Genomic DNA, 24,866 nt, shown 5'->3' with positions numbered 1-24,866 from the left:
TCTCTTAGCCCCGACGATCGCGAGAAATCGCGAGATTGCGCAGAATGCAAAGCGACGGAAACTCGCCATTGGAGAGGGCGACAATATCGAGATCGCCGTCGACATCGAGGTCAACGGCTCGCGCGGCCACAAAACTGCCGGAGCTAATATACTGCAGGCCTCGACGACCGTTGCCATGGTCGGCGAGGATATAAAGGCCGCCCAACCCAGTAGTACCCGCCGCGATCACATCCGGCGCATTGTCGCTGTTGAGGTCAGCAGCCGACAGAGGCGCAAGATCGGGTGACACTAGCCGCGGCCCATTCGATTCATCGTTTGCGGAGTTTTTGACCCTGGCGTTGACTGCTCGTGGCCAGCCCTCTGCAAGATCGCCTCCAGTGTTGCGCCATGCCAATGCGCCGCAAGCCACATCGGTCACACCATCTCCATCGACGTCGTCTGTTGAGAGGGTGCATGTTTGCTGCCCTGTGTCTATTGAAGCCGCGAGTTCCCATCGGTCCAGAGGCAACCGGTCGCGGGGCAAATCGAGCGCATTGACCCAGATGTGAACTGGCGGATTCGTCACCCAATTGGAGCCGTAAACATCAAGATCACCATCAGCGTCGAGATCAGCGAGAACGCCATTGTGGACTCCACCCTGACCGATGACCTGGACCCTCCACATCTTACCACGCCCGTCGATATTGTAGACAGCGGCGATCAATCGGTCGCTGGAGGTATGCATCTGACCCACCATGAGGTCTGGATCGCCATCTCCGTCCAGATCGCCGACGGCCAGGGTGTGCGCCTTCTCGACGAGAGGCAATATTTTGTTGCTTTTCCAATATCCTCGGGGATTTCCATCCTTGGCTTTGTACCACACGATGTCTGCAACGTCCTCCGAGGATGAATACAAGACGTCGGGTTGGCCGTCTTGATCGATATCCGCAACGACCGTTTTGAAGTTTTCAGGTGCCGGCCCTATCGAATAACTCTCCCATTTGTCCACTCGTGCTTGTGCATATCCTGGATTTTTTAGCCAGGCTCCACTTACGACGATGTCCTGTATGCCGTCAGCATCTATGTCCCCTATACCCAACCCTTCCTGACCAAAGTCGCGGCTCGTCAAAGGGCGGCCCATCCATGATCCGTCAGCATTCTGGAAAAAGATGATGACGCTATCTTGCGACCGCGTTGCAATATCTAGACGTCGGTCACCATCGAAATCGGCGAGTTTGACATCCTTGCCCCAACCTCCGATCTCTCCGATCTCGCGACGGAGCCATTGTGCGCCGTCGGTAGGGTCTCCGCTTGGCAGTGGATTCTGGAACCCCACTAGATTGGCACCTTCCGGCCCATCGGGAACGACTATGTCAAGATCGCCGTCACTGTCGATGTCGCCCAACGCACCGTCGGTCGTAAACTGGTTTTTGGGCCGTCCGATCAGATATGGACGCCAACCCGGTGCACGATACCAGACCAACGCTTCCTTGACTTCGCCTCCGATCACGAGGTCGAAGAGGCCGTCGCCGTCAATGTCACCAACGATCTTTACGTCGCCGGATCGATCGTCGACGACTTGCATTCGAAATTCGAGGCCATCCCACAGCGCAGCCGACGACAGCGACACCGGCTCGCTGGCCGTGAACTTCGTGCACCCCACTATCACGGCCATTGCCAGCAAGCAGGTCCACCAAGCGGCACAGTGCCGTCTCCGCCGTTCCAATGTGCTCAACAGCATCTGAAAGACCTCAATGCTCATGACATCGGCTCGAATAGGAAAACCTCGACTAGGCCTTTTTGGCCACCGTTTCTCCGAGAATGATCCGGCCTCCAAGTCGCCCGAGCAAAGCACGTGAGGCTAGGCGGCCGTTAGAGGCCCAAAGGGAGTATGTGTACCACGTTTGAGGGCGCGGTCCTGGCAAAGCCGGGACCGTGGTTGAGGTGAAGGCGATCGGCTCCTTCGCGAGTTGGTTAATGAAGGGTTCCCCCTTTCGGTCAAGTACCGGAAATATTAAGATCCACTAATGTTGTTCGGCGATGAGCAAGGACAACATCATTTCTTTGGATGGGGCCATCAGGGCCGAAATCCGCAGGAACCTGGCCGATGTCATGGGATTGCACGACTTCGACTTCGAAGTCGACACCATACTCTCCAGTTGGGAAGGCACGATAGATGATCGTCAGGTGATGGAAGCCCTACGCATCATTAAACTCGCCGGCTTCATGTTCGACGAGGTTCCGTTCAGAGCAGACTGAAGTGGCTGCGTTTGCCCGCCAAAAAAGCCAGATCGTTGGCCTGATGAGGGTTCGGCTGCGGATCAAGCGCGGACACTCGACGCGATCGCGTCGACCTCCGCGGCCACCCCGCCCCCCCACCGGCATTGCCAACAGAAGAGCCGCCAAGCGAGGCTCGAGGCTATTGTCCCGATTGCCGTCGCACCAAACGCCAGAGAGGCTATGAGCGCAGTGATCATCGACCAGCGCATATAGACGACGAGGGCTAGGATTCCCGTGCAAATCAATGCCACAACGACGGAAACCTGCATTTCACACCCCGACGATCGATGATCCAACCCTGACTGCGCCGCCGTAACCGCTGAGCTAAAATGTTGGGCTTCACAAAAACGAGCGACTCTGATTTCCTTGGGACAGGGTTCGTCTTGCGCGGCGTCGATTGACCCTGGGAGGAGGTCGCCGTGTTGCTTGCCATTGTCGGCGTTGCGGGTCTTGCCCTGGCAATAGGGTTTACGTTGCGCGCGCCGGCGCTGATCGTGGCGACCTTGGTGGTGATCGTCGGCAGCGTTGCTGTAGGCAGTTTTCTTCACCTGTCTGTTCCAAACACCATCCGCTCGACGTTTTATCTCGTTGTCGTCACCCAAATTGCCTACCTGGTCGGCCTTGCAATTGCCGTGCTGCGGCATCGCCCAAGACGACAATAGAGTGGGCGACAATCCGTTGTGGGCGACAATCGCTTGAGGCCGTTTCTGCCGCGCCCCCTGACATAGCCAAGGTCAGGAGGTCTGATCGAACTTCATCATGGCCGGTATCGTCCGCATCAGGATCGAAAGATCGCGGCGTAGAGACCATGTCCGAACGTACTGCGTGTCCAGCAATACGCGATGCGAATACTCGGTCGTGTTTCTCCCGTTTATCTGCCAGAGGCCGGTCAGTCCTGGCCGCGTCTTCAAATATTCATGCGATGCTGCGCCATAGCGTTGCAATTCGTCGGCAACGACAGGACGCGGGCCGACGCAACTCATGTCGCCCCGCAAGATGTTGAACAACTGCGGCAGCTCATCCAGGCTCGATTTGCGAAGCATCCTTCCGAAAAACAGGATACGCGGATCGCAGCTCAGCTTCTGATTGGCCGCCCACTCCTGGGCGGCTTGTGGATTGCAACTCAGATGCTGTTCGAGCACCTCCTCGGCATTCCGCACCATGGTGCGGAACTTGTAGCAGTCGAAGGCCTTTCCATCGAAACCAATGCGCTGGTGAACGAACAGCACCGGACCGCCTGTGGTCGCCTTGATCAGAAGCGGGATCACAATCAGGATCGGACCGGCCAGGATGAGCGCTGTCGAGGCTACCATCAGATCCAGCAGCCTCTTGGCCCAACCGCCGAGCGGCTGTCGGCTTTCGCTCCGCGCATCGTCCTCAATGCTTGCCGTGCGCATATCCGGCTCAAACGGAACGGCGCCATGGTCATGGCTTGCGTTGATTTGAGGCGAAGAAAGGTCCGGCGTATTCGATCTCGCGGCCGCGTCGCTTTCGCGCCGAAGAAGCGAAGTCGCGGCAGGCTTGGCTCCGCTCAGTATAACCCAGCCTTCAATAGCCAGGTCTTCGCACTGCCGCAGGTTACTTTCGATCACGTTGGACATTTTCCGCTTGCGCTCGATTTCGACTTTTCGTTTGCATTTTGGCGACGACGGTTGATCTCCGGCAAGCAGGGAAAAGGTGGTAGATCGGGGGTGTTTGGCAGCGTGGCCTACCCCTTAGTTGCTAGGCCGGGTACGGACGAATGGCTGCTCCGTCCAATGCCTGGCACGATTTCGGAATCGATTGTTCGGCTCGCGACGCCCTGAAGGGGCGCGGATTCACTTTGACAGGTGCCGGATTGACGGGGCGGTGTCGAGACTTGCCGCTGGGCTCTAAAGCGCGTCGCGTTTGAACGGATTCATGCGACGCGCTTTAAGTTCTTGTCTGATGCATGTCGTCGTCGCGCGAGACCGCTGCGCACCCTCGGTTCGAGCCGGAGGGCATGCTTTTGCGCGACATGCATTAGCTCGACGCCACCGCAAGGAGGACAGGATGTCAGCGCGGCGCCTGACCTGCGCGCTTCCGGTAACGCCGAGCCGAAACAGTACGAACACGTGTCATCAACACGCCAAGGACGGAAGAATTGGTGCTTTTGAGTGTCTGCGTCAGGTCTTCCAGTTGATCAAGCGACGTCACGCCCCACTGCGCCACCACAATCACGCCATCAAGAAGCGGGCAGAGAGCAAGGCCTTCGGCTCCTGAACTAAACGGCGGGAGTTCAACAATGACGATACTGTAACTACCAACTTCGTTCAGCAATTTCTCCATATTATCGGGAACAAGCAAATTCGCCGAATTCGACGCATCGTTCTTCAAGTAATAAAACGATGTCTTTTCAATGTATCGGATTTGCTTGCCGATGTCTTTGGGGCTGCCGGAATCCCGATCGATCATATTGAAATCGGCGGAAAAGAGACGTTCGTTGGCCAGTGCCGACTTATCGTCGGCGTTGATCACGAGGGTCGCTGTGCCCGCTCTCCCACACAGCGCCGCCAGATTGCTTACAATGGTGCTCTTTCCGTCGCCGGGGGACACGGATGTAATTCCGATGCGACGCCTTGAAGGGTTGGCCCCGGCCAGGCCCATGATCGCCTTGACGCTCCTGAGGCTGCCGCTGAATGAAGAGTCCGGGTTCCTGAGCACCTCGTCAAGCCGGCCAAAACCACCCCGCCTGAAGCTGACCGGCGGCAATTCTCCAATACAGGCCAGGCCCAGTTCGCGACGGATCTGACGCGGGGTCCTCACGTTCCGATCGAGCCCGCGTCGCGCCACGGCGAACCCGATGCCAGCTACCATCCCGGCAAGTGCGCCAAAGGCGAGGATCAGCGTCTTGCGCGGCCGACTTGCCGTCTTGGGGCTCGTCGCGGACGTGATGACGCGAGCATTGGCGATCAGATAAGGCTGTTGGTCGACCGAGTTTGTATACGCCGCGAGCAGGCTCTCATACATCTTTCGATAGGTGTCGGCGGTAACCTCCAACTGCTCCAGCGTAATCTGGTGTGTTGGCTGTCCTTCGCTGTGTGCGAGGTCCTGTCCGGCGACGGACGTCTCGTCCTGACCGATGCTGTAGTCGTGTTTTGCGCGAAACTCCTGGGCGACCCGGGTCGCCCGGTTCATCTGATCACCGACCTCCCGCATCCGCCTTTCCAACCATGCGATGCCTTCGCTAGCCGTTGCCGTTGTCGTTTGCACTTGCTCGCGCACGAACGCTTCCGCCGTGGCGTTCGCGATGCGTGCCGCCAATGCCGGATCCTGAGACTGGAATGTGATGTCCATTGCATAGGAGACACCGACACGCTGGACATCCAGGCCATCGCTGAACATCTCCACCGCCTGACGCCGACGCTCGGATTCCAGCTGCGGGCTGTTCGCCTCCATTCGATCCGGCCAGGGAAGCACGCGATGGAAGAAATCCGTCAGCGCAGCATTGCCGGCATGGAGCCCGCCGGCATCGACGATGCTCATCCAGGCTCTGCGAAACCTCTCGCCTATGGTCGGACCGTCCAGATCTCCGAAAGTTGGTTTGTCCATGAGTCCAAGGTCATCGATCACCATCATCGCGATCTTCTGGGAGCGCAGAACTGCAAGTTGGCTCTCGACCTGAGCGGTATCGAGCGACAGGTTCACTTCGGCGGGTTGCTGCTGAAGGTTTTTGGGTATCTTCGGTTCGATCAGGATCTGGGTGCGCGCCGAATAAATCGGATCCGAGGTTGCAAAGTAGAACGTGGCGAAAACGATTCCGGCGACGACGAACGCCAGAATCGAGAAAAGATACTGCCGAGCAAATGAGACAACGTCAGCGAGGCTGATAAAGTCCTGCGGTGCGTCCGCCCCGAGCCATGGCTTGTGAGCAATTGCCGCCGACGGCCGGTCTAGCATGGCTTCAATCCATATCTGCAACAAAAAGAGCGGCGAACTGCAACGGTCGAGCCGCATCGCCACCGATGGGTCCCGGTTCGAGCATGCAGCCGCGCCACTGTTATGATGACAACCGTTAGCTCGATCGGCCCAACAGGTGGGCGCCAGGAAACATCTCATTGAGCTTGTAGACGACCTCCGTCCTGTTCGTCGCCTTCAGCTTCTTCATGATGTTGCGGATATGGACCTTGACCGTGCTCTCGCGGAGGTTGAGCTCATGAGCGATTATCTTGTTCGCCTTCCCACGCCTGAGAGCCTGGACGACCTCTTCTTGCCGCTCCGTGAACACACTCGCCATGGGCCTTGTCATTTCGACTGACGTGTCGATTGCCTTGTGCTGGGCAAGCACGCTGCTTGCAGGGACAAATGTGCCACCGGCAAGGACAAGATTTACGGCTTCAACACAGATCTCGAACCGGATCGATGAAGGGATGTAGGCTTTTGCGCCATAATTCAACGCCTTCAGAATCTGCTCCAGATCGTCGGTATCGGCCAAAATCACCACCGGAACCGGGTGGGCCTCATTCACAAGATCGGCAATTTCGCTGCCGGTCCTTGCATCTGTCACCTTTCGGCTGCCCACGTTCAGCAGAATGGCAGATATCGACAGTGCATTCTCTTGATGCCGCCACTCTTCGATCGAACCGAACGACAGGATTTCCTTCCCGATGCCATAGGCGGTCAGGCATTGTGCAAGACATTGTCGGTCAAGCACTCGCTCGTCCAGCAGAGCCAGGCAGGATTCGGTCAAGCCATGTCTATGAAGATGTATTCCATTCCCGGCCTTGCGCGATACGAATTCCAGTGCACCGGGTAATTTGCTATCCAGTTGAATTGTCGGAACCATGAACTTACTCCCCAAACTCTACCCAACGTTTCGAGATCAGTACGATATGTACTGCAGGCAAATACAATTTCCCGCAAACGATGCTCTGTTCGCGTCGCCTTCACTATAACTTCGGGATTTTCCCAAGCCCCAACTTGGACAGCACTACCCCGTCAATAATGTTTATCGCCTAAAAGGTGTGCCTTCACTAATTTAGGTTAATAAAACGTAAAAAATTTTTACTCCTTCACTTGGCCCTAGCAATTTGGTCTAGGAGGGAGGGTAGCCAGAGAGCACACCGACTGGACCCTGGGCCTCGCGTTGTTTGCCAGGGGCGGGTGGTCCGCCGCTAAAGACAGCCGGCGTCGCCGATGGCAGTGCGGCTTCAAGGCGCGTCGCGCCGCCTTTGCATCGAGCGCCAAAGTGAGTGTCAACCATCGATATACCTGTCATCGAACTCGGCAAACTTCGTTACGCCCAGCCGATCCAGCACGCGGACATGACCCTGGCGGAACTCCAGAAACCCGCGTTCCCGTAATTCCCGCAGCATTCGATTGACATGGACCGGCGTCAGGCCGAGCGCGTCCGCGAGGTCGTACTGGGTGAGAGGGCATGCAAAGCCAGTGCGGCTGGCAGCGCCGACGCGCTCCAAGCGCGCTCTCAGTTCGAGCAGCAAGTGCGCTGTACGCGCCAAGGCGCTGCGTCGGCCTATATTGGTGAGGTGTTGGGCAACAAGCGCTCGCTGGCGCGCGAGCGTTTCAAGAAAAAGCGAGGCTATGTGGGGCGACTTCGCTGCTCCAAGAGCAAGCGTCTTGGCGGAGGCCTCCAGCACCGCAAGGTCGGTTTGAGCCACAAATGTCTGGAGAGCAGCGCCCGTGTACGTCTGCGGCAGGACAATGTCGCCCTTCAGGGCAAAGTCCAAAATCTGTCGCTGTCCACCGGCAAGGTCATGAGAAATGCAACCCCAGCCAGACTCGATTATGAAGACGCGATCGCCGTCCTCCCCCTGATTGACGATAGCGGTCTCCGCCGCATATCGCTTCGGCACGAAGCCTAGCGCCTTGATATACGCCTTATCGTCGCTTTTGACAGCGACTGAGGTCGGACGGTTTTCATTCTCACTCAATGAAAGGCTTGTAGCATACGTCATTCGAACCCCGCCAATCCTCCCCTGATACCCTCCCTACGCAAAAACGTACTCCAGCTTTGATGTGTTGAGTACCCTGCACGGGCTACAACCATTGGGTGATATTGCACTGCACTCTCACAAAAAAGCAAGGATCACGCCTGATCGAGCGCAGTGGCACCCGAATTCATCATAAAGTTCGACCGCCCTTCTGCACCATCCATTCGAATGGCGAGGTCTCCGGCGGTCGGAAGCGCTTGGCGACACCGTGCAACTTTCGAACACGCCACCCTTCCGGATCGCTTACGGCTTTCGGCGTGACTGGCTCGCCCTACCGACAGCAAGGCCAGGCATTGCTGCTGGCTTGCGATCGCGTTGACGTTGTCGGGGGCGAACCGGCGGTCGTTCAAAATCGGGCGGAACGTGCCGCTACCCATCCATGCAACCTACTGATTTCACTCGCAGATTGCACCCTGTGGGTTCCGCCAGATCGAGCAACACCGGGTCACTCGAGTGCAACCGCCGCAGGCCAGATGCGTCACAAAACCGGCAGATCGCGCTGGGTCCGGTTCGAGATTTCCTCATTGCGGTGACGAGGTTTGAACGGACAAGAGCGTTCGTTCACAGGTCCGGCGACTCGATGAGTAACCTTCGCTGCAGTTCCAGGACCGGAACAGGTCGATCCTTCGAGCCAAATTGTCTCCGGGTTCAGCCGCGACACAGGCGCGAGGTATACTCCATTCGCGTTAGCTTCGCCCCCGATTGCCTCGCACCTGCGAAGAGACCACTCGCCACGTACCCTGAAGAGGGGGTATGTCTGACGCTGCGAGCGGCCGCTTCAACCGCACTGGATTGTTCGGCGCCTTGATATGTTGAGCAGCGTTGCGTCCGATCGTTGCCATTGACGAAGAATGCTACGCGCCGTCTTCAAGGTGCCCGCATGGCTGTTGCTCATCGCCGTCTTGGCCGCGACCTCGCAAGGATAGCTGGTTGAGACGGTGGATGGCGGTGAGGCTCCTACGGCTCCACCCGCCCTGCTCTACTCCTAATTGGTGTCGCCCTCCTAAATGATGCCGTGCTAATGTTCTAGCCGGCTTGGGAGGTTCCAATCGACCTCATTGCGAATGTTTTCGCCGGCACGTGGGCTGCCGGGGTGCTTGCCGCCATCTGGTATGTCTGGAGGCGGCCCTCGCTGCCCGTTGCCGAAAACAAGCAGGACCGCGATTTGCGGGAATGGCTGGACGGGCAGATGTAGAGGGCGCTTGTGCCGGGGCGAAGCAGCGCCCGACCCTGGTCGAAACGATACGGGCCGTCCCGGCGCCCGCGAAGAGCGCGCCCAACCCGGTGTTCGGCGAGGTCGTGCCGCGAAGACCGGACGTCAGCGCGGGAACCCCAAGCGGCGTTAGGCATCGCCACCGCCAGCCGCTGGGGCTTTTTGACTGGGCTACCGGCTCGCCGAGCGCGAAAGAGCAGCCTCTGCTTGATCGGCACTGCTCAGGAATTCGTCGCGTTCGGCTATCCACAGATCCGCATAGTCGACATTCTGCCACTCGGCAAACCACGGACCGCCACTTGTATAGTGGACCGCCTTGGGTGTGCCATGCGCCGGCTTTTCGTTCCAACCTTCAAGCCAGTTCCACTCTACCGGCAGCGAGCCCAGATCCTCATCGGCGACCCACTGCATTCGGTGGAGGTAGGCGCCGCTTTCGCGGTTCACGACCTCCGGCGTAAGCGATTTAACCGCAGGATGCGCGCAATTGAACAGCATCAGCGAGGACCAGTTTTTTCGAGGGTAGGATGTCTGGACAACGCCATCCATCTTGGTGGTGGCCTTCGGCGTGTAGTCGTGCTGGACACAATAGACCGCCTTGTTCGACTTCGTGTATTCCAGCAAACCTGCGACGTCACCGAGCCACAGGAAGTCGCAATCGCAGAACAAAGCCCAGCCCGTATAGTCGGCGAGAAAAGGCGTGAGAAACCGCGTATAAGTGAACTCTGTTGACGCGAGCGGATCTTTCTCCCTCCAATACAGTTCACGGGCACGCAGCTCATCCTGCTTGATTGGAATGACGGAGACAGGCAGCGAAGCGTTTTTGAGCAAAGAGTGCCGCGCCACGTCGTAGGCGATCGGCTCACGGCTGTCCCATCCAACGAATACCCTAAACGCATCAGTCATATTCAGTACCTTGGCTCCAATTTCAAAACGGGCACACACTAACTGTCTGGCAACAACTCGGCAACAATGGCGCGGAAATTAGCCAGGGCGATTTCTGAAACCCGCGGATTTGCCGTTCACCCCGGCCCGGCTTTCCTCGGCGCACCTCAACTTGCCACCCAACGCGACAAGCGCCCATTTCTGATAGGTGTAGCCGGCCGAATAAGCGGCGACCATCGCACCGGTCGAACCGTCCAGAAACCCCAGCCTGAAGACATAGCTGTTCATATAAGCCCAGACCGAGCGCAAAACCGCCTTGCTGATCGAGCTTTTTTTCCCCTCGGCAAGCATCCGCGCCGCGGACGCCTGCGCGTATCTGCCGATCTTGTCATGCGCGTCCGCCAGGTCGGCGATGGAGTCATGCTCCATGGGATGGGACAATCGCGAGACCTTGCCATTCACCACCACCTTCTCATGCACGGTGTCATTGCTGAAGCGGCCGGACTGGCGACGGAAAAGCCTAAGCACCAGATCGGGCGACCAGCCGCCATGGCGGACAATGCGCCCGCAAAAGCGCGATCGTCTTGGTATTTCGAAGCCGTCACAGCCTTTCGGGTTGGCGATGGCGGCCATGATTTCCGCGGCCAGCGGCGGCTCGACCCATTCGTCGGCATCGAGCGAAAGGACCCAATCGCCTGTCGCCGCGGCGAGGGCGCGGTTTTTTTGCGCGCCGAAGCCCGGCCAATCGAGGGTGATCAGCACCTTGGCCCCGAGCCCGCTGGCGATGTCCCTGGTCTGATCGGTGCTGTTATTGTCGAGGACGACGATTTCGTCGGCAAAATGTACCGAGCGAAGGCAACGTGCAATGCACGCTTCCTCATTGCGGCTGATTATGACGACTGAGAGCGCCGGCACGGTCAGACGGTTCCGGCATCAAAACTGCGACTGTTGTTCAAATGAAACTGTCCCCCGGCCAGTTGGCACTCCGGTGATACTAACGGATTCAAAAAATATGTCGAAAATCATTTCAGGTCGAGACTTTCGTAGAGCGCTATCATTCTCCTGATCATGACGTTGAAATCGTAGTGTTCGGCTGCCGCCCTGACCCTGGCCGCAGTCTCAAGCCGTGACGACAGTTGCAACGCGCGGGCAAGCCCGGCGGCGAGCTCGTTTACGCTGGCTGTGTCGCAAACAAGCGCCGGCTCGAAGCGATCGACAAGCTCGCGCGCCCCACACCCGGTGCTGACCACGGCGGGCAAGCCACTGGCCATGGCTTCGATCACGACTGTGCCGAATGGATCATAGATGGAAGGCAGCACGGCAATGTCGGCGGCGCCGTACCATGGCAGCGTATCTTTTTGCGGCCCCAGCATGCGAAGCCTTGCACCAAGACCAAGGCTGTCGCCGGCCTGCTTGAAGGCATTGGCGCGCGAATCGTGGCCAATGACCCATAACTCCGGCTCACCATCGAGCATTGCGACAGACTTCATCAATGGAAGAAGCCCTTTTCGCGCAAAGCCCGAGCCAACAAACAGGACGACCGACCTGTTTTCGTCGACGTCAAGCCGCGCGCGGACCGCCGCCCGATGCTGCTGTCGCAACTTAGGGTTGAAGCGGTCCAGGTCGACCCCGTTGGGAATATGGTGCACGCGTTCGGCCGGATAGTCGTAGTGACGGACAACGTCCTCAGCCACCATTTTCGAAATGGCAATCACCGCTTTAAGCCGTGAGCTGGCATAGGTCGCGCGCTCGAGGCGCAGCGTCTGGCGGTGAAACGGACTCAGCGCCATCGCTGCCCTGCCAAGCCGCGTCTCGAAACGCCGTCGCTCGGCAAGATAGGCGGCATGGACGCCTTCCCCGGCCCGGAAGACGTCGCAGCACGGAAGGCGATCATTGCTCTGCACCAGGGCCGGCGGCATTTCGGCGATCTTGCGGCAGGCGGCTCGAGCAAAGGACGTCGCCCGCAGGTAGCGGGGAAAGCGGCGGCCGGCGCACTGGATGAACTCTATGCCTTCGTGTCGCGGCCAGTCGCCTGACAGCACGGCCACCGGCCGTTGACGCGCGGCGAACGCCGCCATGATGTTTTCCAGCATGATCTCGCCTCCGCCAAAGGGCGCGTAACGCTGGCGCACGAACAGGATAGGCTTTTTCGGGTCAGCTTGAACCCGTTGATCATGCCGTGACAAATCCATGCGACCTCGCTACGCCCTTTTGCACCCCGATCAAGCTTTCGAACTTGGCGGGACTTTGCTCGCAGTCTATTAAGCGTGGCAAGCCGGTCCTGGATAGGGGCGCTGGCGTATAGTTCCGCGTGGTTGCGGCTATGCCACGACGGTAGACTGCTTTCAAGGCGAGGGTTTTTGCCGATGACCACCAGCCATATCTCGCCCGCCGACAAGGCCGTCTCGGGCAAACGCAAAGTCGGCGTGGTCCGCCGCCTGGAGCGCTCGTTGCGACCGGGGCTGCGAAATCTCCGCGGTCTGGTCAAGGAGCCGTTTCTAGCTTGGGCGCATCCGGAAGCTCTGGCTTTCTACCGCAGAGCGATGCAAACCGCTTATCTGCCGGACGACCTGATCGACGTCGTCCCGCAACTCAAGATCCTGTATCTCGCCACGCCGAAGGCGGCGAGCAGCCGCATTCGCAGCAACCTTGCAGCCATGATCGGCAATGACACCGTGTCGGAGTGGCGCAGCGACCAGAACTGGAAGGTGCACAACCGAAAAGCGTCGAGCTTGCAGGCGCCTCGCCATGGCATCGTGCAGTTCCATCGCATGGCCACAAGTCTCGAAGCCTTGCGGTTCACCTTCGTTCGCAATCCCTATACAAGGCTGTTGTCGTGCTGGGCCGACCAATATCGCGACCGCCCCCTTGTGCCTGGCTATGGCAGGGTGGAGGTCTATCTGGCCCATCGCGAAAGGGCGGATCCGTCGCTGCCTGTCGGTGCTGACAAGAGCCTGTCGTTTGCTGATTTCGTCGCCTTTGCCTGCACGACCTCGACATGGCGCATCGACAAGCATTGGCAGAGGCAAAGCGACATCGTCGACCTTCCAGGCGTTGTGTTCGACCTCATCGGCAAAACCGAGACTTTCGCACGGGATTTCGAACGGGTTCTCGATCATGTGGGTGCAAGCGAGGAAATGCGACGCGCGGCGATGCCACCTCTGCACACCTCCTCGCGCCGCAGGCTTGCCGACTATTTCACGCCAGAACTGGCCGATACGATCTACCGCGCCTATGAGCGCGACTTCGATCAGTTTGGCTATCCGCGCGCGCTTCCAGAGTGAACAACCCACTCGACGGAACCCTCAAACATACCCGAACGCCTGCATCAGCGGTTTGCCGCGTCCCTCGGTAAGCTCCTTCAATTCCATTTGACCCAGTTCGGTCTTCCAGCGGCCGCGGCCATCATAGATCGGCTTGTTGACCTGCTGGTTGCGGAGCGCGGCATGTTGGGGTTGCGCATCGAGTGTGAACCATCGTTGCGGGTTCCGATGATAGTCGAGCAAACTCTGGTCGAACGACAATCCCAGGAAGGTGCAGATCTTTTCGATGGTCGCTTCCGGGTCATTGACAAGATCTTCGTAGCGGTAAATCAGGACGTCCGTGCTGCCGCGCTCGGCAAGCACCATTGTGTTGTCCGAAATCCAGCGGTCCAGGCTCTCGGTCGCATCGCCAAGCCGCTTGGTCAGCGAAGCAACGGTATCGCGCCCATCGCGTACCGGCATCACGAACTTCGCGCCCGGCACCAGACGTCGTATCCGGTCGACACGCCTAATATGACGCGGTGTCTTTTCAAGCAGCACCGACTTGCCCGCCCCAATGGCCGCCTGTTTCAGCTTCGAGTAGCGATACAGCGCAAGTGGGGTCCATTTGAAAAACACGTTGGTTTCTTCGAATGGCAAAAAGACATCGGCATGCGAGGCAAGGATGGTCGCTATCAGCGTGGTGCCGCTATGCCCGCATCCGCAGACAAAGCCTTTGCATCGGATCAATTCACACCTGCCCTGTCGTCGGCATGAGATATGCCATGCCGCTGAAAGGCTTCATCGAGCCATTTCCAGTAATCGAGCCGCGCAAGCATCGTTTGTATCCCGCCGCACATCTTCATAGCGCAGAAGCGCAATCTTTCGCACGTGACTTGCGCCTGAAATATCAGACACCGCAGTGTCGCGCTAGGAGCCGTTTGCAGCGAGATTTGTCGGGTCGATTTGCGCAATGTCCCTCAGGCTTTTCTGTTCGGCGACGGCCAGATCGTCAAGCACTACGCGCAGCCATGTCCGCCCGGATTTGGGAAAACGAGACGACAAGGAGGGGGCGGCTTCCTTGCAAAAAGGCGGACAACAAACTCAACTTATGGACTCCGATTGCGGCACTTTGATCGAGCGGATCAGCGATTGTAAATATCGATTAAGGCTTCGGCGATCCGTTGCGAAGCCGGCACCTTTGGATCAATCGACAGATTGGCATTGAGGAAATCCCGGCTTTGCTCAAAATAGGTCGGTCTTGACCTGACCGCAGCGCGGATATCCTCGACGAGGTCATGCTCCGACAATGTTGGTTTGAAGGCGCCCATGGGCCTGTCGAACTCGACCATGGGCGAAACCGGCGGAAACAGCACCACCGGAATGCCGCAGGCGATTGCTTCGTAAACAGTGGTGCTTGGGCGCGTTACGAGCGCCAGAGCGTCCGGGAGCAGCTGTGCGAAATCCAGCGGCGATTTGTTCGGCATATCGACTTTTGCGAACATCGTGGGGTGGACGCTAACGACATGGGCAAGGCCGAGTTTCGCACATGCGGCTGCCACGGCTTCAATCGCCTGGCGATCTGCGGGGTCCTCGATATTCCCCTTGAAGTTCACCAGCACAAAAAGCCCTTCGTCGTGCCTGGCACCAGCGCTTGCGGCGGCACGCTCAATGACCGGGGAGCCGACAACATATGTCGGCTGTCGCCTTTGCTGCAGCGCCGCTGGTCCCATCGACAGGATGTAGTCAGCTCTCACAAATCGATGCGGCCGCAGCTCTCGCGCACCTCCAATGAGGCCGACCACACGGACCATGCCGAAGTTGATGGCGTCGATGAATCGCCTAAAAAATTGCGGCGCAAAGTCACTTCCAGTCACCAGCATGTCACCGGGCCTGATCATCCGCTCGAGGTCAGCAAAGCCGATATGCGATATTCCTCGGGCGTTGAGTTCAGGTCGCGCTACGCCGCCGCGTTTCAATCCATCGAGATGCGCGAACACGCAGCGGATGCCGCGGTCACCCAGAATTTCTGCCGCGTCAGCCAGCAGCCGAACATTGTTGCGGTTGTGTGGGACGAAGTAGACCGTCCTCGTCGCTGCCCTGCCGCGAGCGTAGATACGCCCGCGCTTGAACAGATTTCCTGGATGCACAAGCCGGTACGCCGCGAGGAGCCGCTGCGCAAAGCCATCGCTGACAGGAGAAGACGCCTTGTTTCCCAAACTACTACCCAAAGATATGCATCGCCTCTTGCCCGTGAAATTTAGAACGGCTGCCCGCCGGTTAGTTTACACTGGTCTCGCCGTCAAGAAGGCGCTTGACTGTCCGCTGGTTGTAACCTGCCTGGGACACTCGCGATGCCTTGGGTGGTGGATTCAAACAGTGCTGATGAGTGAGCCCATCTGGTTTTGTGCGTCTTCCATCACCGCAGCCCAGGGTCGTTCCCGCTTCGAGACCAGCACGGCGGAAGGATAGTAAGGCGTGCGGTCGCCCTCGACCGGCCAGGAACGTTTGAAGCCGTCACCAAGGATGAAGACCGAAGGGATGCCGAGTGCGCCGGCCAGATGCGCCCCGGTGTTGCTGATGGTTACGACGGCGTCCATCGCCGCGACCTGCGCGGCGAAAAGATCCATGTCGACGAGTTGATCCACCAAGACGTCGTGCAGGATGCGCGCGGGATCACCATCGGTCAGGATTTTCAGGTCGGGCTCGATCCGGCCATATTGCAGCGAAACGAACTGCAGGTCCTGTCGACCGAGCAGGCCGCGCCATGCCGTGAGTGGCGGCAGGTCCTTGCCGGGATTGGAGCTGCCCCATGCGACGCCGACCAACGGCCGGCCGTTCCTGCGATAGCGGGCGCGAAGGTCAGCGACCCGCGCCGGGTCCGGCTTCAGGGGAACAAAATGCTCCCGGATCGTGGTCTCATCCGTCTCGAACACGGCGGTCAGATGCTGGACGCCGGCAAAGAGATGGGCCTCGCCATAAGCTGCCTTGGTCCCCTGACCGACGGCCCGCACATCGGCGGCGGGAAATGTCCGCTGAAACAGCGGCACCAAGCGGTGCTCGACCAGGACGATCAGACGAGCGGCCCGGGCGAGCGCGCGGCCGACGGAACTCGCATGGTGGATCGCGGTGGCCAGACCCTGCTTTTCGGTTTCCATCAGATCGACGAGCAGGACCTGGCCCGAGATATCCTGGCCCAGCCATTCGCCGTCGGCGCGGCCCTCGACGATGTGGCGCCGGGCGATCTTGAGTTCGGCCGCCGGGCCGTAGGCGCCCATGCGCATCAGCGCCTTGCTGAGCTCGTCCAGCAGGTGGACCTCGCGCCTCGACTTCGCGATCGATCCCAGCGCCAGGGCTTTCGGCAGCGCCGCCGACCAGTCGCGCGCCTCGATGCTTCGCCTATAATCCGCCATCTGATCGGCAATGTCGCCATCGCGCCAGCGCAGGAAAAGCTGCCGCCGGTGACGACGGAACCAGACCTTGTAATTGTAGCCTGCGAGCGCGACAAAGCGGCGAACCCGGCGAAGCAGTTGACTAGCTTCCATCACCAACTCCACCGATGATTTGCGCAACCCGTCCACGTGCTTCCCGCATCGCGGACGCCCACGCCTGGCCGCCCTTTCGCACCAGTCGAACGCTTGGATATGTGGCGACGGTCTCGCCGAAGGCAGGCCACGACAGCCTAAACCCATCGTCGAGCAGGACGACGGTCGGCACGCCGAGCGCTCCCGCCAGATTGGCACCGGTATTGCTGATCGTCACCACCGCGTCGAGGGCGGCGATTTGCGCGGCGAAGCGGTCCATATCCGACAATTGGTCCACGGACGCGTCATGGATGATGCGTCCCGGCGCCCACCGCTCGAATTCGGAGAGCGCCGGCCCGACATCGCCATATTGCATGCTGACGAAATGGCCCGGCAGACCGCCGAGCAGCGCCCGCCAGTCATCCAGAACCGGCAGGTCCTTGCTTTTGTTCAGACTTCCCCAGGCAAAGCCGATCAGGGGCCCCGGGCCATGATCGAGATAGGCGCCGCGCAACTCGGCGACAAGCCGGCGGTCCGGCTCCAACGGAACGAAGGGCGCACGCGCTGTCGGCTCATCCGGCCAAAAATGCCTCGCCAGTGTCTCGAAGCAGGCGAAGACATCGGCGTCGACCGCCGCCGCCGCTTCCGCCTCTGGTCTGACATCGAGCGCGGGATATGTTCTGCGATAAAGTGGCGCCAGTCGCGGCTCGATCAGGACGGTGCACCGGTCGGCGGCCGCGACCACCGGGCCAAGCAGCGACGCGAACTGGAGGAAGATTGCGAGATCGCCTTCGCGCCGCTCGACGGCAAGCCTGCGACCAGCAAGATCACTGCCATCCCATTCGGGCCGGCCGGGCACTTGCTTGCTCGACGCAATCAACTGCCAGGCACGATTGCCGCCGCGGAGGCGTCTCAGTCCACGCCCGGCTTTTTTGACAAGCCCGCGATCGCCAAGCTGCTCACCGAGCAGGCCGAGTGCCAGCGCATGTTCCCGGGCCGCCTGCCAGTCACGCCGTTCGACACTCTGCGCCATCAGGCTCGCATGCCGTTTGACGCTTTCGTCAGCATGGCGCGAGGGGCGCTTAAAAAACTTCCTTGCCCGATCGAGAACCTTCTGCAGCCGCTTGCCGTCAACACCTTGCGGGCGCAGGTCGGCGGCTTTTGCCTTTTCAAGGATGGACCGTCTGCTCGGCACAGCGACCCTCAACTATCGCTAGACAGCGTCGAACGCGCCGTCAGAATCGACGAGAGCCGCCGGCCGACGTCGTCGAGTACCACCGGCCACGGACGACCTTCCTTGCGCATGACGATGCCGTTCGGATACCAGGGCGTTCGATTGCCAGTCACCGGCCACGCTGTTTGAAACTTGTCGTCGATCAGGAAAATGGTCGGCACGCCGAGTGCTCCGGACAGATGGGCCGCCGTATTGCTGATCGTCACCACGGCATCGAGCGCGGCGATCTGCGCGGCGAAACGGTCCATATCAAGCATCTGGTCGACACTGTCGTCATAGATAAGCCGTGCGTCATTGCCGTTGCGCAGGCGCCGCAGCGCCGGCTTGATCTGTCCGTATTGGAGGGAAACGAACGTCGCCTGTGTCCGGGCGATGAACCGTGCCCATTCGGGGAAATCAGGCACGTCCTTGCTATGGGATTTGCTGCCCCAGGAGAGGCCGACCAATGGTTGATCCGTCATCGAGCGATAGCGTTTGCGGAAGATCTCGACGAGTTCAGGATCGGCCCGCAGCGGCACGAAGTCGGCGGCTAGTCTTTCGGCATCGCGGCCGAAAATCCAGGCGAGATTTTCGAAGGTCGCAAATTTGTCACCAACGACATTCTGCTGCGCTGGGACCACGGTTGCGTTGGGGAACGTCCGCTGCACAAGCGATACGAGGCGCGGCTCGACCCGAATCGTCGCACTTTGCGCACATGCAGCGGCGGCGCCGGCCAGTCGCGCATGGCGGATAACCCGGCCAAGACTGCGAGGGTCATCCTCCACAAGATCGATCAGCAGCCTATCCGAACCGAGGTCTTCTCCAGTCCACTCATTGGCGCCTTTCCCTTTTCGTTGCCGGCGAGCGGAAAGCCGAAGCTCGGCCGCCCGCGCGAAGTTGCCCAGCCGTTCGAACGCCTGGCCTGCCTTCTGCATCATCTCAGGGTCGCGGGCACGATCGGCCATGATGGCCATTTCATTGGTACTTGCTTCAAGCCCTGTCCAGTCCCTGCGCGCGATCAGCGCGTCGACCTTGGCCTGCTGCTCAAGAACGGAACGAGGCCTGGAGCCGGTAAACAGCGTCCGCACGGCCTTTGTGTATCTGCGCAACCGCAGGCCCAATCCACCAATCACATACCGGATGTAGGAACCGTGGTAAAAACTGGTCATCGGCCTTCAGCGCAATACGCTCTGCCGCAGCTTTTTGCCGCTTTCGACGAGCGGAGCGGACGTCTCCAGATGGAAGATCGAGCGATAGATTTCGCTGCGCCTGGCAAGCTCTTCATGAGTCCCGGAGTCCGCGAGGATGCCAGCGTCGAATACGAGAATGCGATCGGCCGCCTTGATGGTTGAAAGCCTGTGCGCAATGCAGATCACAGTGCGCTGAAATGCATCGTCGAAGGCAGCCTCCATGACCGCCCGTTCGTTTTCGCCGTCGAGCGCGGATGTTGCTTCATCGTAGACAATCACCGGAGCGTCTTTGAGCAGGGCGCGCGCGATGGCAACGCGTTGCTTCTGCCCGCCCGACAGGTTGGCACCGCCCGGCCCGACAAGCGTGTCGAGCCCGCTTTCAAGGTTCGATGCAAAACTTGTGACCCGGGCGAGTTCCGCCGCGGAATCGATTTCTTGATCCGTGGCGTTCGGGCGTCCGTCGCGAATATTGTCACGGATAGAACCTTCGAACAGGAAGATATCCTGTGACACCAGTGCGATATTGTCGCGAACGTCGGCCAGGCTGATCTTGGCAATGTCCTTGTCGTCGATGAAGATCCTGCCCCTGTCCGGCTCCATCAGGCGCAAGATCAGATTGACGATGGTGGTCTTGCCAGCGCCGGAGCGGCCAACGATCGCCAGCTTCTCACGAGGTCGGACCTCGAAGGAAACACCGTGCAGCGCCGGGCTGTTGCCTCCATAGGAGAAGGCCACATCTTCAAAACGGATACCGCCCTCGACGCCGGTCAGTCGCTCGCCTGCGGTTGCGAGTTGTCGCTGTTCGGGCGTGTCGATCAAATCATACATCTGCTCGACGGCAACCATTAGCTTCTGGATATCGACATTGACCCGGGCCAGCCGTTTGGCGGGCTCATAGGCAAGCAGAAAGGCGGTTATGAAGGCCATGAATTCGCCTGGTGTCTTGCCGTTTCCGAGAGTCTGCCAACTGGCATAAATGAGGAAAAGCCCGATGATGAAGCCGCCGCCCGTCTCCATCAATGGACTCATCAACGCCGATGTCCGGTTGATCTGGACGCCGCGCCTTTCCATCTTGCGGACAGCCTTAGCGAAACTGGCGATCGCCTTGTCCTCGAGCTGGAACGATTTGATGGTGCGAATGCCGTCTATGGCTTCCGTGCCGATCGACTGGACCTGTGCCGCCAGCTCTGTTTCGCCCCTTGCCAGCGACTTGATCTTTCGCGTGATCGTGCTCACCGAGAGGAAGATCACCGGCAAAGCCGCCGCCGATATAAGCGACATGGTCGGGTCCTGCACGACCATGACACTTGCCAGTCCGACCAGGGTCAAAACGTCAGAGGCCGTGTTGCTCGTCAGCGTGATGATGACGGACGCACCGGCGCGTGCATTGAACATTATCTTGGAAATGAATTTGGCCGGATGCTGATTGACGAAATGGCCAATGTCGAGGCGCATCAGCCGGGAAAACTGCCGGTGTTGGAGGTCCGACACGATGGCCCTGCGGACGTTTCCGGTCGTAATGGTTTGACCGTATGCCGCGATGCCCTTGACAGCGGAAAGTCCGATGATTGCCGCGCTGATACCCCAAACGGCGGCGGCGTTCCTGTCGATATAGATGCTGTTGATCATGTCACGCATGATCCAGGCAAATCCGGACGTCGCCGCCGCACCGGCAATCGTGCACAGCAAACCGGCGAGATACAGCTTTATGTGCGGCGGCAGGTTCTCGAGGATCAAGCGCTTGACCAGCGGGTACGCCAAGGCCGCTGAAATTCGTCTCTTTGCGCTCATTCGGTTTCCTGCTGCGATGTGTCGTCGGTGTCAGTTGGCCTTTGCCGATCCATGCGACTTTCGCGACACCGCTCGCACATCTGCTATAAATCTATGTCGGATTGCTTGTCTGTGACTTTGTTCGGACCCGCAGTCAATGCCGAATCCGGATGCCAGCCCGCGTTGACGGGATCGGCGACTATGGGAGCATACACAACTCTCCGAAGGGTCCAAGAGGAATGATCGCCTGGGCTTTGGAATAGAGCCTCTAGCAAAATCGGGCTCCCAACCGCGAGAATTGGTGAGCAGCCAAGGACCGGGTTGTCGATCTAATCATTCCAAGAAATAGCTTGGGTCAGGCCCGTACCGATTATATCCTGAATACCCGAATACCTTTGCGAAATTTCGCTCATCACATTGAAGTCCGGCTTGCCGATAGTGGCGGAAAGGTATTCCTTGTATTTTGACGCACCGTTCCAATATTGGCCTTCATCGACCGCGACCTGAGCCTTCGTCGTGAAATTAGAGAAAAATTTAAAATGAAGAAGAGCGCCATAACTCTCCACGTGGTTACGCCAATAGGGTAGCGGAGCGTGAATTGAATTTAAGATCGTCAATCTATCTCCGTATACGAACGGATATTTGGTTAGGGTGTGCGTACCAAACGCCCGGCTTCTCGGGCCACCTCGGATTTTGATATTTTGCGGGCTCGTCGAGTAATCGTATCCTGAAGCATCGAAATGATCGGCTATCTCCCAAGGAGCGCGTTTTGGGTCAAACGGAAAGTCCCTTAAGTCTCCTGCCGGATACATGTCGATCATCGGCGCCAGCAGGTGCTTCATGCCTCTTTTTTGGATCCAACCGGCGAGGTCATGCAGATCGTGGCGATCCATGCCATCATAAACCAGGTATTCATCCGCATCCACGATCACGTACCACCGGTTGAACCCGTATCTGCGGATTATATCCTGTCGCCAGAAAGTTCCGCGCCCTGCTTCTCCATAGGTCTTTCGTGAGATGAATACGTCCACATCTGGCTGGCTCAACAGAAATTCCCGTGTCCCGTCCTCAGAACGGTCATCGACAATGGCAAATCTGGAAACGCCGATCGATCGATAGTGATCAAGGAATGGAATTATCTCAGGGTATTCGTTCCTGACGACTGCCACAAGCAAGATTTCTTTTTGAGAAACTGGCGATAGATTTCCACGCGCTTCTAAATCGTCTTTCCTCAGCGCATTGCGAAATCTATACTGAATTGTGTCGGCAATCGATCTACGGAAAATATGAAACTGGCTTCTTTTCTTCATTTGAGCTCACAAATTTCAAGGGGCTGTCCGCACAAGGTCGCAGCGGCCATGTTCGGATCGCCATGTTTTTTTCGAACGTCGCTCATCACTCGACTTGTTACAGGTGATGGCAAAGGTGGTTATGAAGGCGCGATCCAACTCGTCAACATCCAGTGGAGATGACTAGTGCCAGTCCAAGTTGATTTTATTGGCCCAATCTCGTTTGATTGCTTCGCGGAGCGCGCGCGTACGTTCTGCAAGCTGTGGGATTTTTTTCTCGTGGGTTTCAGCAAAGATCATATCGATCTTGTTCATCAATCCGCAGGATAATATCGATTCGAGCATTGGCACTTCCGCGCCCTCTACATCAATCTTCAGTATCCGCACTGGAGATCCAAGCCCTCTAACGAAATCAACTATGCTTAACTGCTCAACCTCAGTGTAGTCGTCTTTCGAGATGTTAGATTTGTCTGCATACAAGGAAGAGGATTGCGACCAAAAGTCTGGGTCAGAACTGAATTTACGTGACCGGTAGAGCTTCGCAGTCCCGGATTGGTCGGCAAGCGCCTGCTGATAGAGATGGACATTTTTGAATGCTCCAACGTTCTTGCGCAGCCGTTCGAAGGTGTAGGGGTCTGGCTCGAAGGCATGAACCGTCGAGCCCGTCTTAGCCAAGGCCGAGGTGATCTCACCCAGATTCGCGCCGGCATCTATGACAATATCGCCTGGCTTCAGCCGCCGGCAGGCCCGTCCGAACAGATACGAAGCATTCCATGAGGGACGCCCGAACCAACGGCTGTAAGCGTGATATTTTAGCAATTTAACGTTCATAGTCACACAAAAAGATCCTGTCGACTCCACTGAACGTCGGCACCAAAATCCTCTATGCGCAAAATCCAGATGAGAGGGAGACGTTCTATGCCAATTTTGGTGCTGCTCTGCAACAGCGTCGCCGCGATTCTTGGCGTGTCTTAGAGCAGTCGCTTTAATGATCGGGGCTTAGGGCCTATTTTCGGTTGGCTTTGAAGAGAGCGTTTGCGACGATAATGGGCTTCCGCACGACGGCAGTGATTGCGAGCTTTGGCGGCGTGCCGGCCGGATTGCGGCCAGCGGGGAAGCGGGCTAAACGTCGGGCATTGCTGTCAGCGGCCAACTATGACGATCATGGAGCGATGTGACATTGCTAGAGCGAGTTCGACGAAAGTATCTTCGGCTCCGCAAGCGACTCGGGTACATTCAACCTATCCATTTGGCGGCTGCGGACAAACTGAATAACAAGTATGGCGATTTTTCCAGTTCAGGCGTCATTACAATCCGTAAAAATGCAGTATTCACTCGAAAAGATATATTCTTCACGATGGGAAGTTGCTTTGCGGAGGAAATTCGTCTTGCGTTAACAAGCAAGCAGGTCGCCTGCGTTCCGTCTTACAGAAATATCAGTTTCGACCCAGCGCAAGCCATTGTAGATGAGCTGCCCGGGCGAGAGCATATGAACTTCTATAACACGTTCACTGTTCGCCTTCAGATTGAGCAAATGCTCGGCTTGTGGGATCAAGCCAATGACGACTGGTGGCAGATCAAAAAACCTGCGCCTTGGGGTCCGATCTGCTTTCAGGACCCCTACCGCCGTCTCATCCTCGCCAAATCTCCGGAAGTTCTCAAAGAGGTGATCGAGAGCATGAACAGGGAGATGCGGGTTGGCTTCGATGCGGCCACGGCATTCATATTTACCTTCGGAATGACTGAGGTCTTCATCAACAGGGCCAGTGGCAAGGTAGCAGCACAGAAACCGCTTTATCGTGGCGGAGGCGGAATGCAGGAAACGACGCTTCACGTCAGCAGCTTTCAGGAAAATTATGCCAACGTGATGGCTACCGTGGACATGGTCCGTCAACACAAACCCGATGCACCGATAATTCTCACAGTCTCACCGGTTGCATTGGCTCGGACGTTTCAAGACGCGGATGTCGTCACGGCGAACACTGAAGGCAAATCCGTTCTTCGGGCTGTGCTTGGTCAAGTCTGCCGGGAACGGGACAATGTCCATTACCTTCCCTCATTCGAGCTTGTCACCTATGGAGGCCTCACTCATAGCTACGAAGAGGACTTACGGCACGTAAAGAGATCGGTCGTCGACGACATCGTTGAACAGTTCTTCAACGCGTACTTTGCTCCGTCGTAGGCGTCATCGTACAGACACCCCGTGCCTTGCCGCCGTGACATCGTCTCTTCGTGTCGATGGAGAGTAGCCGCAGCCATTCAGCGCTAGACGTTTGTGGACGGAAACTAGACTAGCACAGCGCGCTCTTGACCGA

The 24,866-nt window shown here is 58.2% G+C and carries 20 protein-coding genes; 4 read left to right on the top strand and 16 right to left on the bottom strand.

All coding sequences use genetic code 11. From position 1 onward, the window contains the following. Nucleotides 1-4: 4 nt before the first annotated feature. On the bottom strand, nt 5-1,741 hold the full coding sequence (locus tag AC0L2B_RS27840) for an FG-GAP repeat domain-containing protein (RefSeq protein ID WP_473747609.1): 1,737 nt from the start codon (nt 1,739-1,741) through the stop codon (nt 5-7). 278 nt (nt 1,742-2,019) lie between these two features. Between AC0L2B_RS27840 and AC0L2B_RS27835 the strand changes: the two genes are divergently transcribed. Next, nucleotides 2,020-2,238 carry a hypothetical protein gene (locus AC0L2B_RS27835; protein WP_473747608.1) on the top strand — a complete coding sequence of 73 codons (219 nt, stop codon included), beginning with the start codon at nt 2,020-2,022 and terminating at the stop codon, nt 2,236-2,238. Between the two features lie 440 nt (nt 2,239-2,678). After that, nucleotides 2,679-2,921 carry a hypothetical protein gene (locus AC0L2B_RS27830; protein WP_287318382.1) on the top strand — a complete coding sequence of 81 codons (243 nt, stop codon included), beginning with the start codon at nt 2,679-2,681 and terminating at the stop codon, nt 2,919-2,921. Between the two features lie 72 nt (nt 2,922-2,993). Here the strand turns inward: AC0L2B_RS27830 and AC0L2B_RS27825 are convergent, their stop codons facing one another. The 7 genes from AC0L2B_RS27825 to AC0L2B_RS27795 form a co-directional block, all read right to left on the bottom strand. Beyond that, nucleotides 2,994-3,860: a sugar transferase gene (locus AC0L2B_RS27825; RefSeq protein ID WP_473747607.1), complete on the bottom strand. Its 867-nt coding sequence runs from the start codon at nt 3,858-3,860 to the stop codon at nt 2,994-2,996. A gap of 433 nt (nt 3,861-4,293) precedes the next feature. After that, nucleotides 4,294-6,234 carry a GNVR domain-containing protein gene (locus AC0L2B_RS27820; protein ID WP_473747757.1) on the bottom strand — a complete coding sequence of 647 codons (1,941 nt, stop codon included), beginning with the start codon at nt 6,232-6,234 and terminating at the stop codon, nt 4,294-4,296. Between the two features lie 58 nt (nt 6,235-6,292). After that, complete coding sequence (locus AC0L2B_RS27815; protein WP_473747606.1) at nt 6,293-7,063, bottom strand: response regulator transcription factor; 771 nt, start codon at nt 7,061-7,063, stop codon at nt 6,293-6,295. Between the two features lie 409 nt (nt 7,064-7,472). After that, nucleotides 7,473-8,192, bottom strand: coding sequence for a Crp/Fnr family transcriptional regulator (locus AC0L2B_RS27810; protein WP_051505893.1), 720 nt, complete (start codon nt 8,190-8,192; stop codon nt 7,473-7,475). Nucleotides 8,193-9,612: 1,420 nt separating this feature from the next. Next, complete coding sequence (locus AC0L2B_RS27805; protein ID WP_473747605.1) at nt 9,613-10,344, bottom strand: glycosyltransferase; 732 nt, start codon at nt 10,342-10,344, stop codon at nt 9,613-9,615. A 78-nt stretch (nt 10,345-10,422) separates the two neighbouring features. After that, a complete protein-coding gene (locus tag AC0L2B_RS27800; protein ID WP_473747604.1) occupies nt 10,423-11,238 on the bottom strand; it encodes a glycosyltransferase family 2 protein in 816 nt (271 codons plus the stop codon). A gap of 107 nt (nt 11,239-11,345) precedes the next feature. Beyond that, a complete protein-coding gene (locus tag AC0L2B_RS27795) occupies nt 11,346-12,515 on the bottom strand; it encodes a glycosyltransferase family 4 protein (RefSeq protein WP_473747603.1) in 1,170 nt (389 codons plus the stop codon). A 174-nt stretch (nt 12,516-12,689) separates the two neighbouring features. On the opposite strand from AC0L2B_RS27795, the gene AC0L2B_RS27790 reads away from it, so the two are divergent. After that, on the top strand, nt 12,690-13,607 hold the full coding sequence (locus AC0L2B_RS27790; RefSeq protein ID WP_473747602.1) for a sulfotransferase family protein: 918 nt from the start codon (nt 12,690-12,692) through the stop codon (nt 13,605-13,607). 21 nt (nt 13,608-13,628) lie between these two features. On the opposite strand, the gene AC0L2B_RS27785 is transcribed toward AC0L2B_RS27790, so the two are convergent. From AC0L2B_RS27785 to AC0L2B_RS27750, 8 genes are all read right to left on the bottom strand, one after another. After that, a complete protein-coding gene (locus AC0L2B_RS27785) occupies nt 13,629-14,225 on the bottom strand; it encodes a sulfotransferase family protein (protein WP_167366276.1) in 597 nt (198 codons plus the stop codon). Between the two features lie 485 nt (nt 14,226-14,710). After that, nucleotides 14,711-15,784, bottom strand: a complete 1,074-nt coding sequence (locus AC0L2B_RS27780) for a hypothetical protein (RefSeq protein WP_473747601.1) — start codon at nt 15,782-15,784, stop codon at nt 14,711-14,713. A 153-nt stretch (nt 15,785-15,937) separates the two neighbouring features. Further along, a complete protein-coding gene (locus AC0L2B_RS27775) occupies nt 15,938-17,110 on the bottom strand; it encodes a glycosyltransferase family 9 protein (RefSeq protein WP_473475222.1) in 1,173 nt (390 codons plus the stop codon). Further along, the gene (locus tag AC0L2B_RS27770) at nt 17,100-18,284 is read right to left on the bottom strand and encodes a glycosyltransferase family 9 protein (protein WP_473533785.1); all 1,185 of its coding nucleotides are present in this window, start codon (nt 18,282-18,284) and stop codon (nt 17,100-17,102) included. Before AC0L2B_RS27770 ends, AC0L2B_RS27775 begins: the two co-directional genes overlap by 11 nt. Before the next feature lie 8 nt (nt 18,285-18,292). Next, a complete protein-coding gene (locus tag AC0L2B_RS27765; RefSeq protein WP_473533786.1) occupies nt 18,293-19,471 on the bottom strand; it encodes a glycosyltransferase family 9 protein in 1,179 nt (392 codons plus the stop codon). Between the two features lie 6 nt (nt 19,472-19,477). Continuing rightward, nucleotides 19,478-21,283 carry an ABC transporter ATP-binding protein gene (locus AC0L2B_RS27760; protein WP_473475216.1) on the bottom strand — a complete coding sequence of 602 codons (1,806 nt, stop codon included), beginning with the start codon at nt 21,281-21,283 and terminating at the stop codon, nt 19,478-19,480. Nucleotides 21,284-21,591: 308 nt separating this feature from the next. Then, nucleotides 21,592-22,572 (bottom strand): glycosyltransferase family 2 protein, encoded by a 981-nt coding sequence (locus tag AC0L2B_RS27755; protein WP_473747600.1) that lies wholly within the window; start codon nt 22,570-22,572, stop codon nt 21,592-21,594. Nucleotides 22,573-22,734: 162 nt separating this feature from the next. Further along, nucleotides 22,735-23,382: an FkbM family methyltransferase gene (locus AC0L2B_RS27750; RefSeq protein WP_473475395.1), complete on the bottom strand. Its 648-nt coding sequence runs from the start codon at nt 23,380-23,382 to the stop codon at nt 22,735-22,737. 418 nt (nt 23,383-23,800) lie between these two features. Here AC0L2B_RS27750 and AC0L2B_RS27745 point away from each other — a divergent pair, with 418 nt between their 5' ends. After that, the gene (locus tag AC0L2B_RS27745; RefSeq protein WP_473533787.1) at nt 23,801-24,733 is read left to right on the top strand and encodes a GSCFA domain-containing protein; all 933 of its coding nucleotides are present in this window, start codon (nt 23,801-23,803) and stop codon (nt 24,731-24,733) included. Nucleotides 24,734-24,866 lie beyond the last annotated feature (133 nt).

The organism is Mesorhizobium sp. WSM4815, from assembly GCF_055811575.1.
This window is presented reverse-complemented; position numbering and strand designations above follow the sequence as displayed.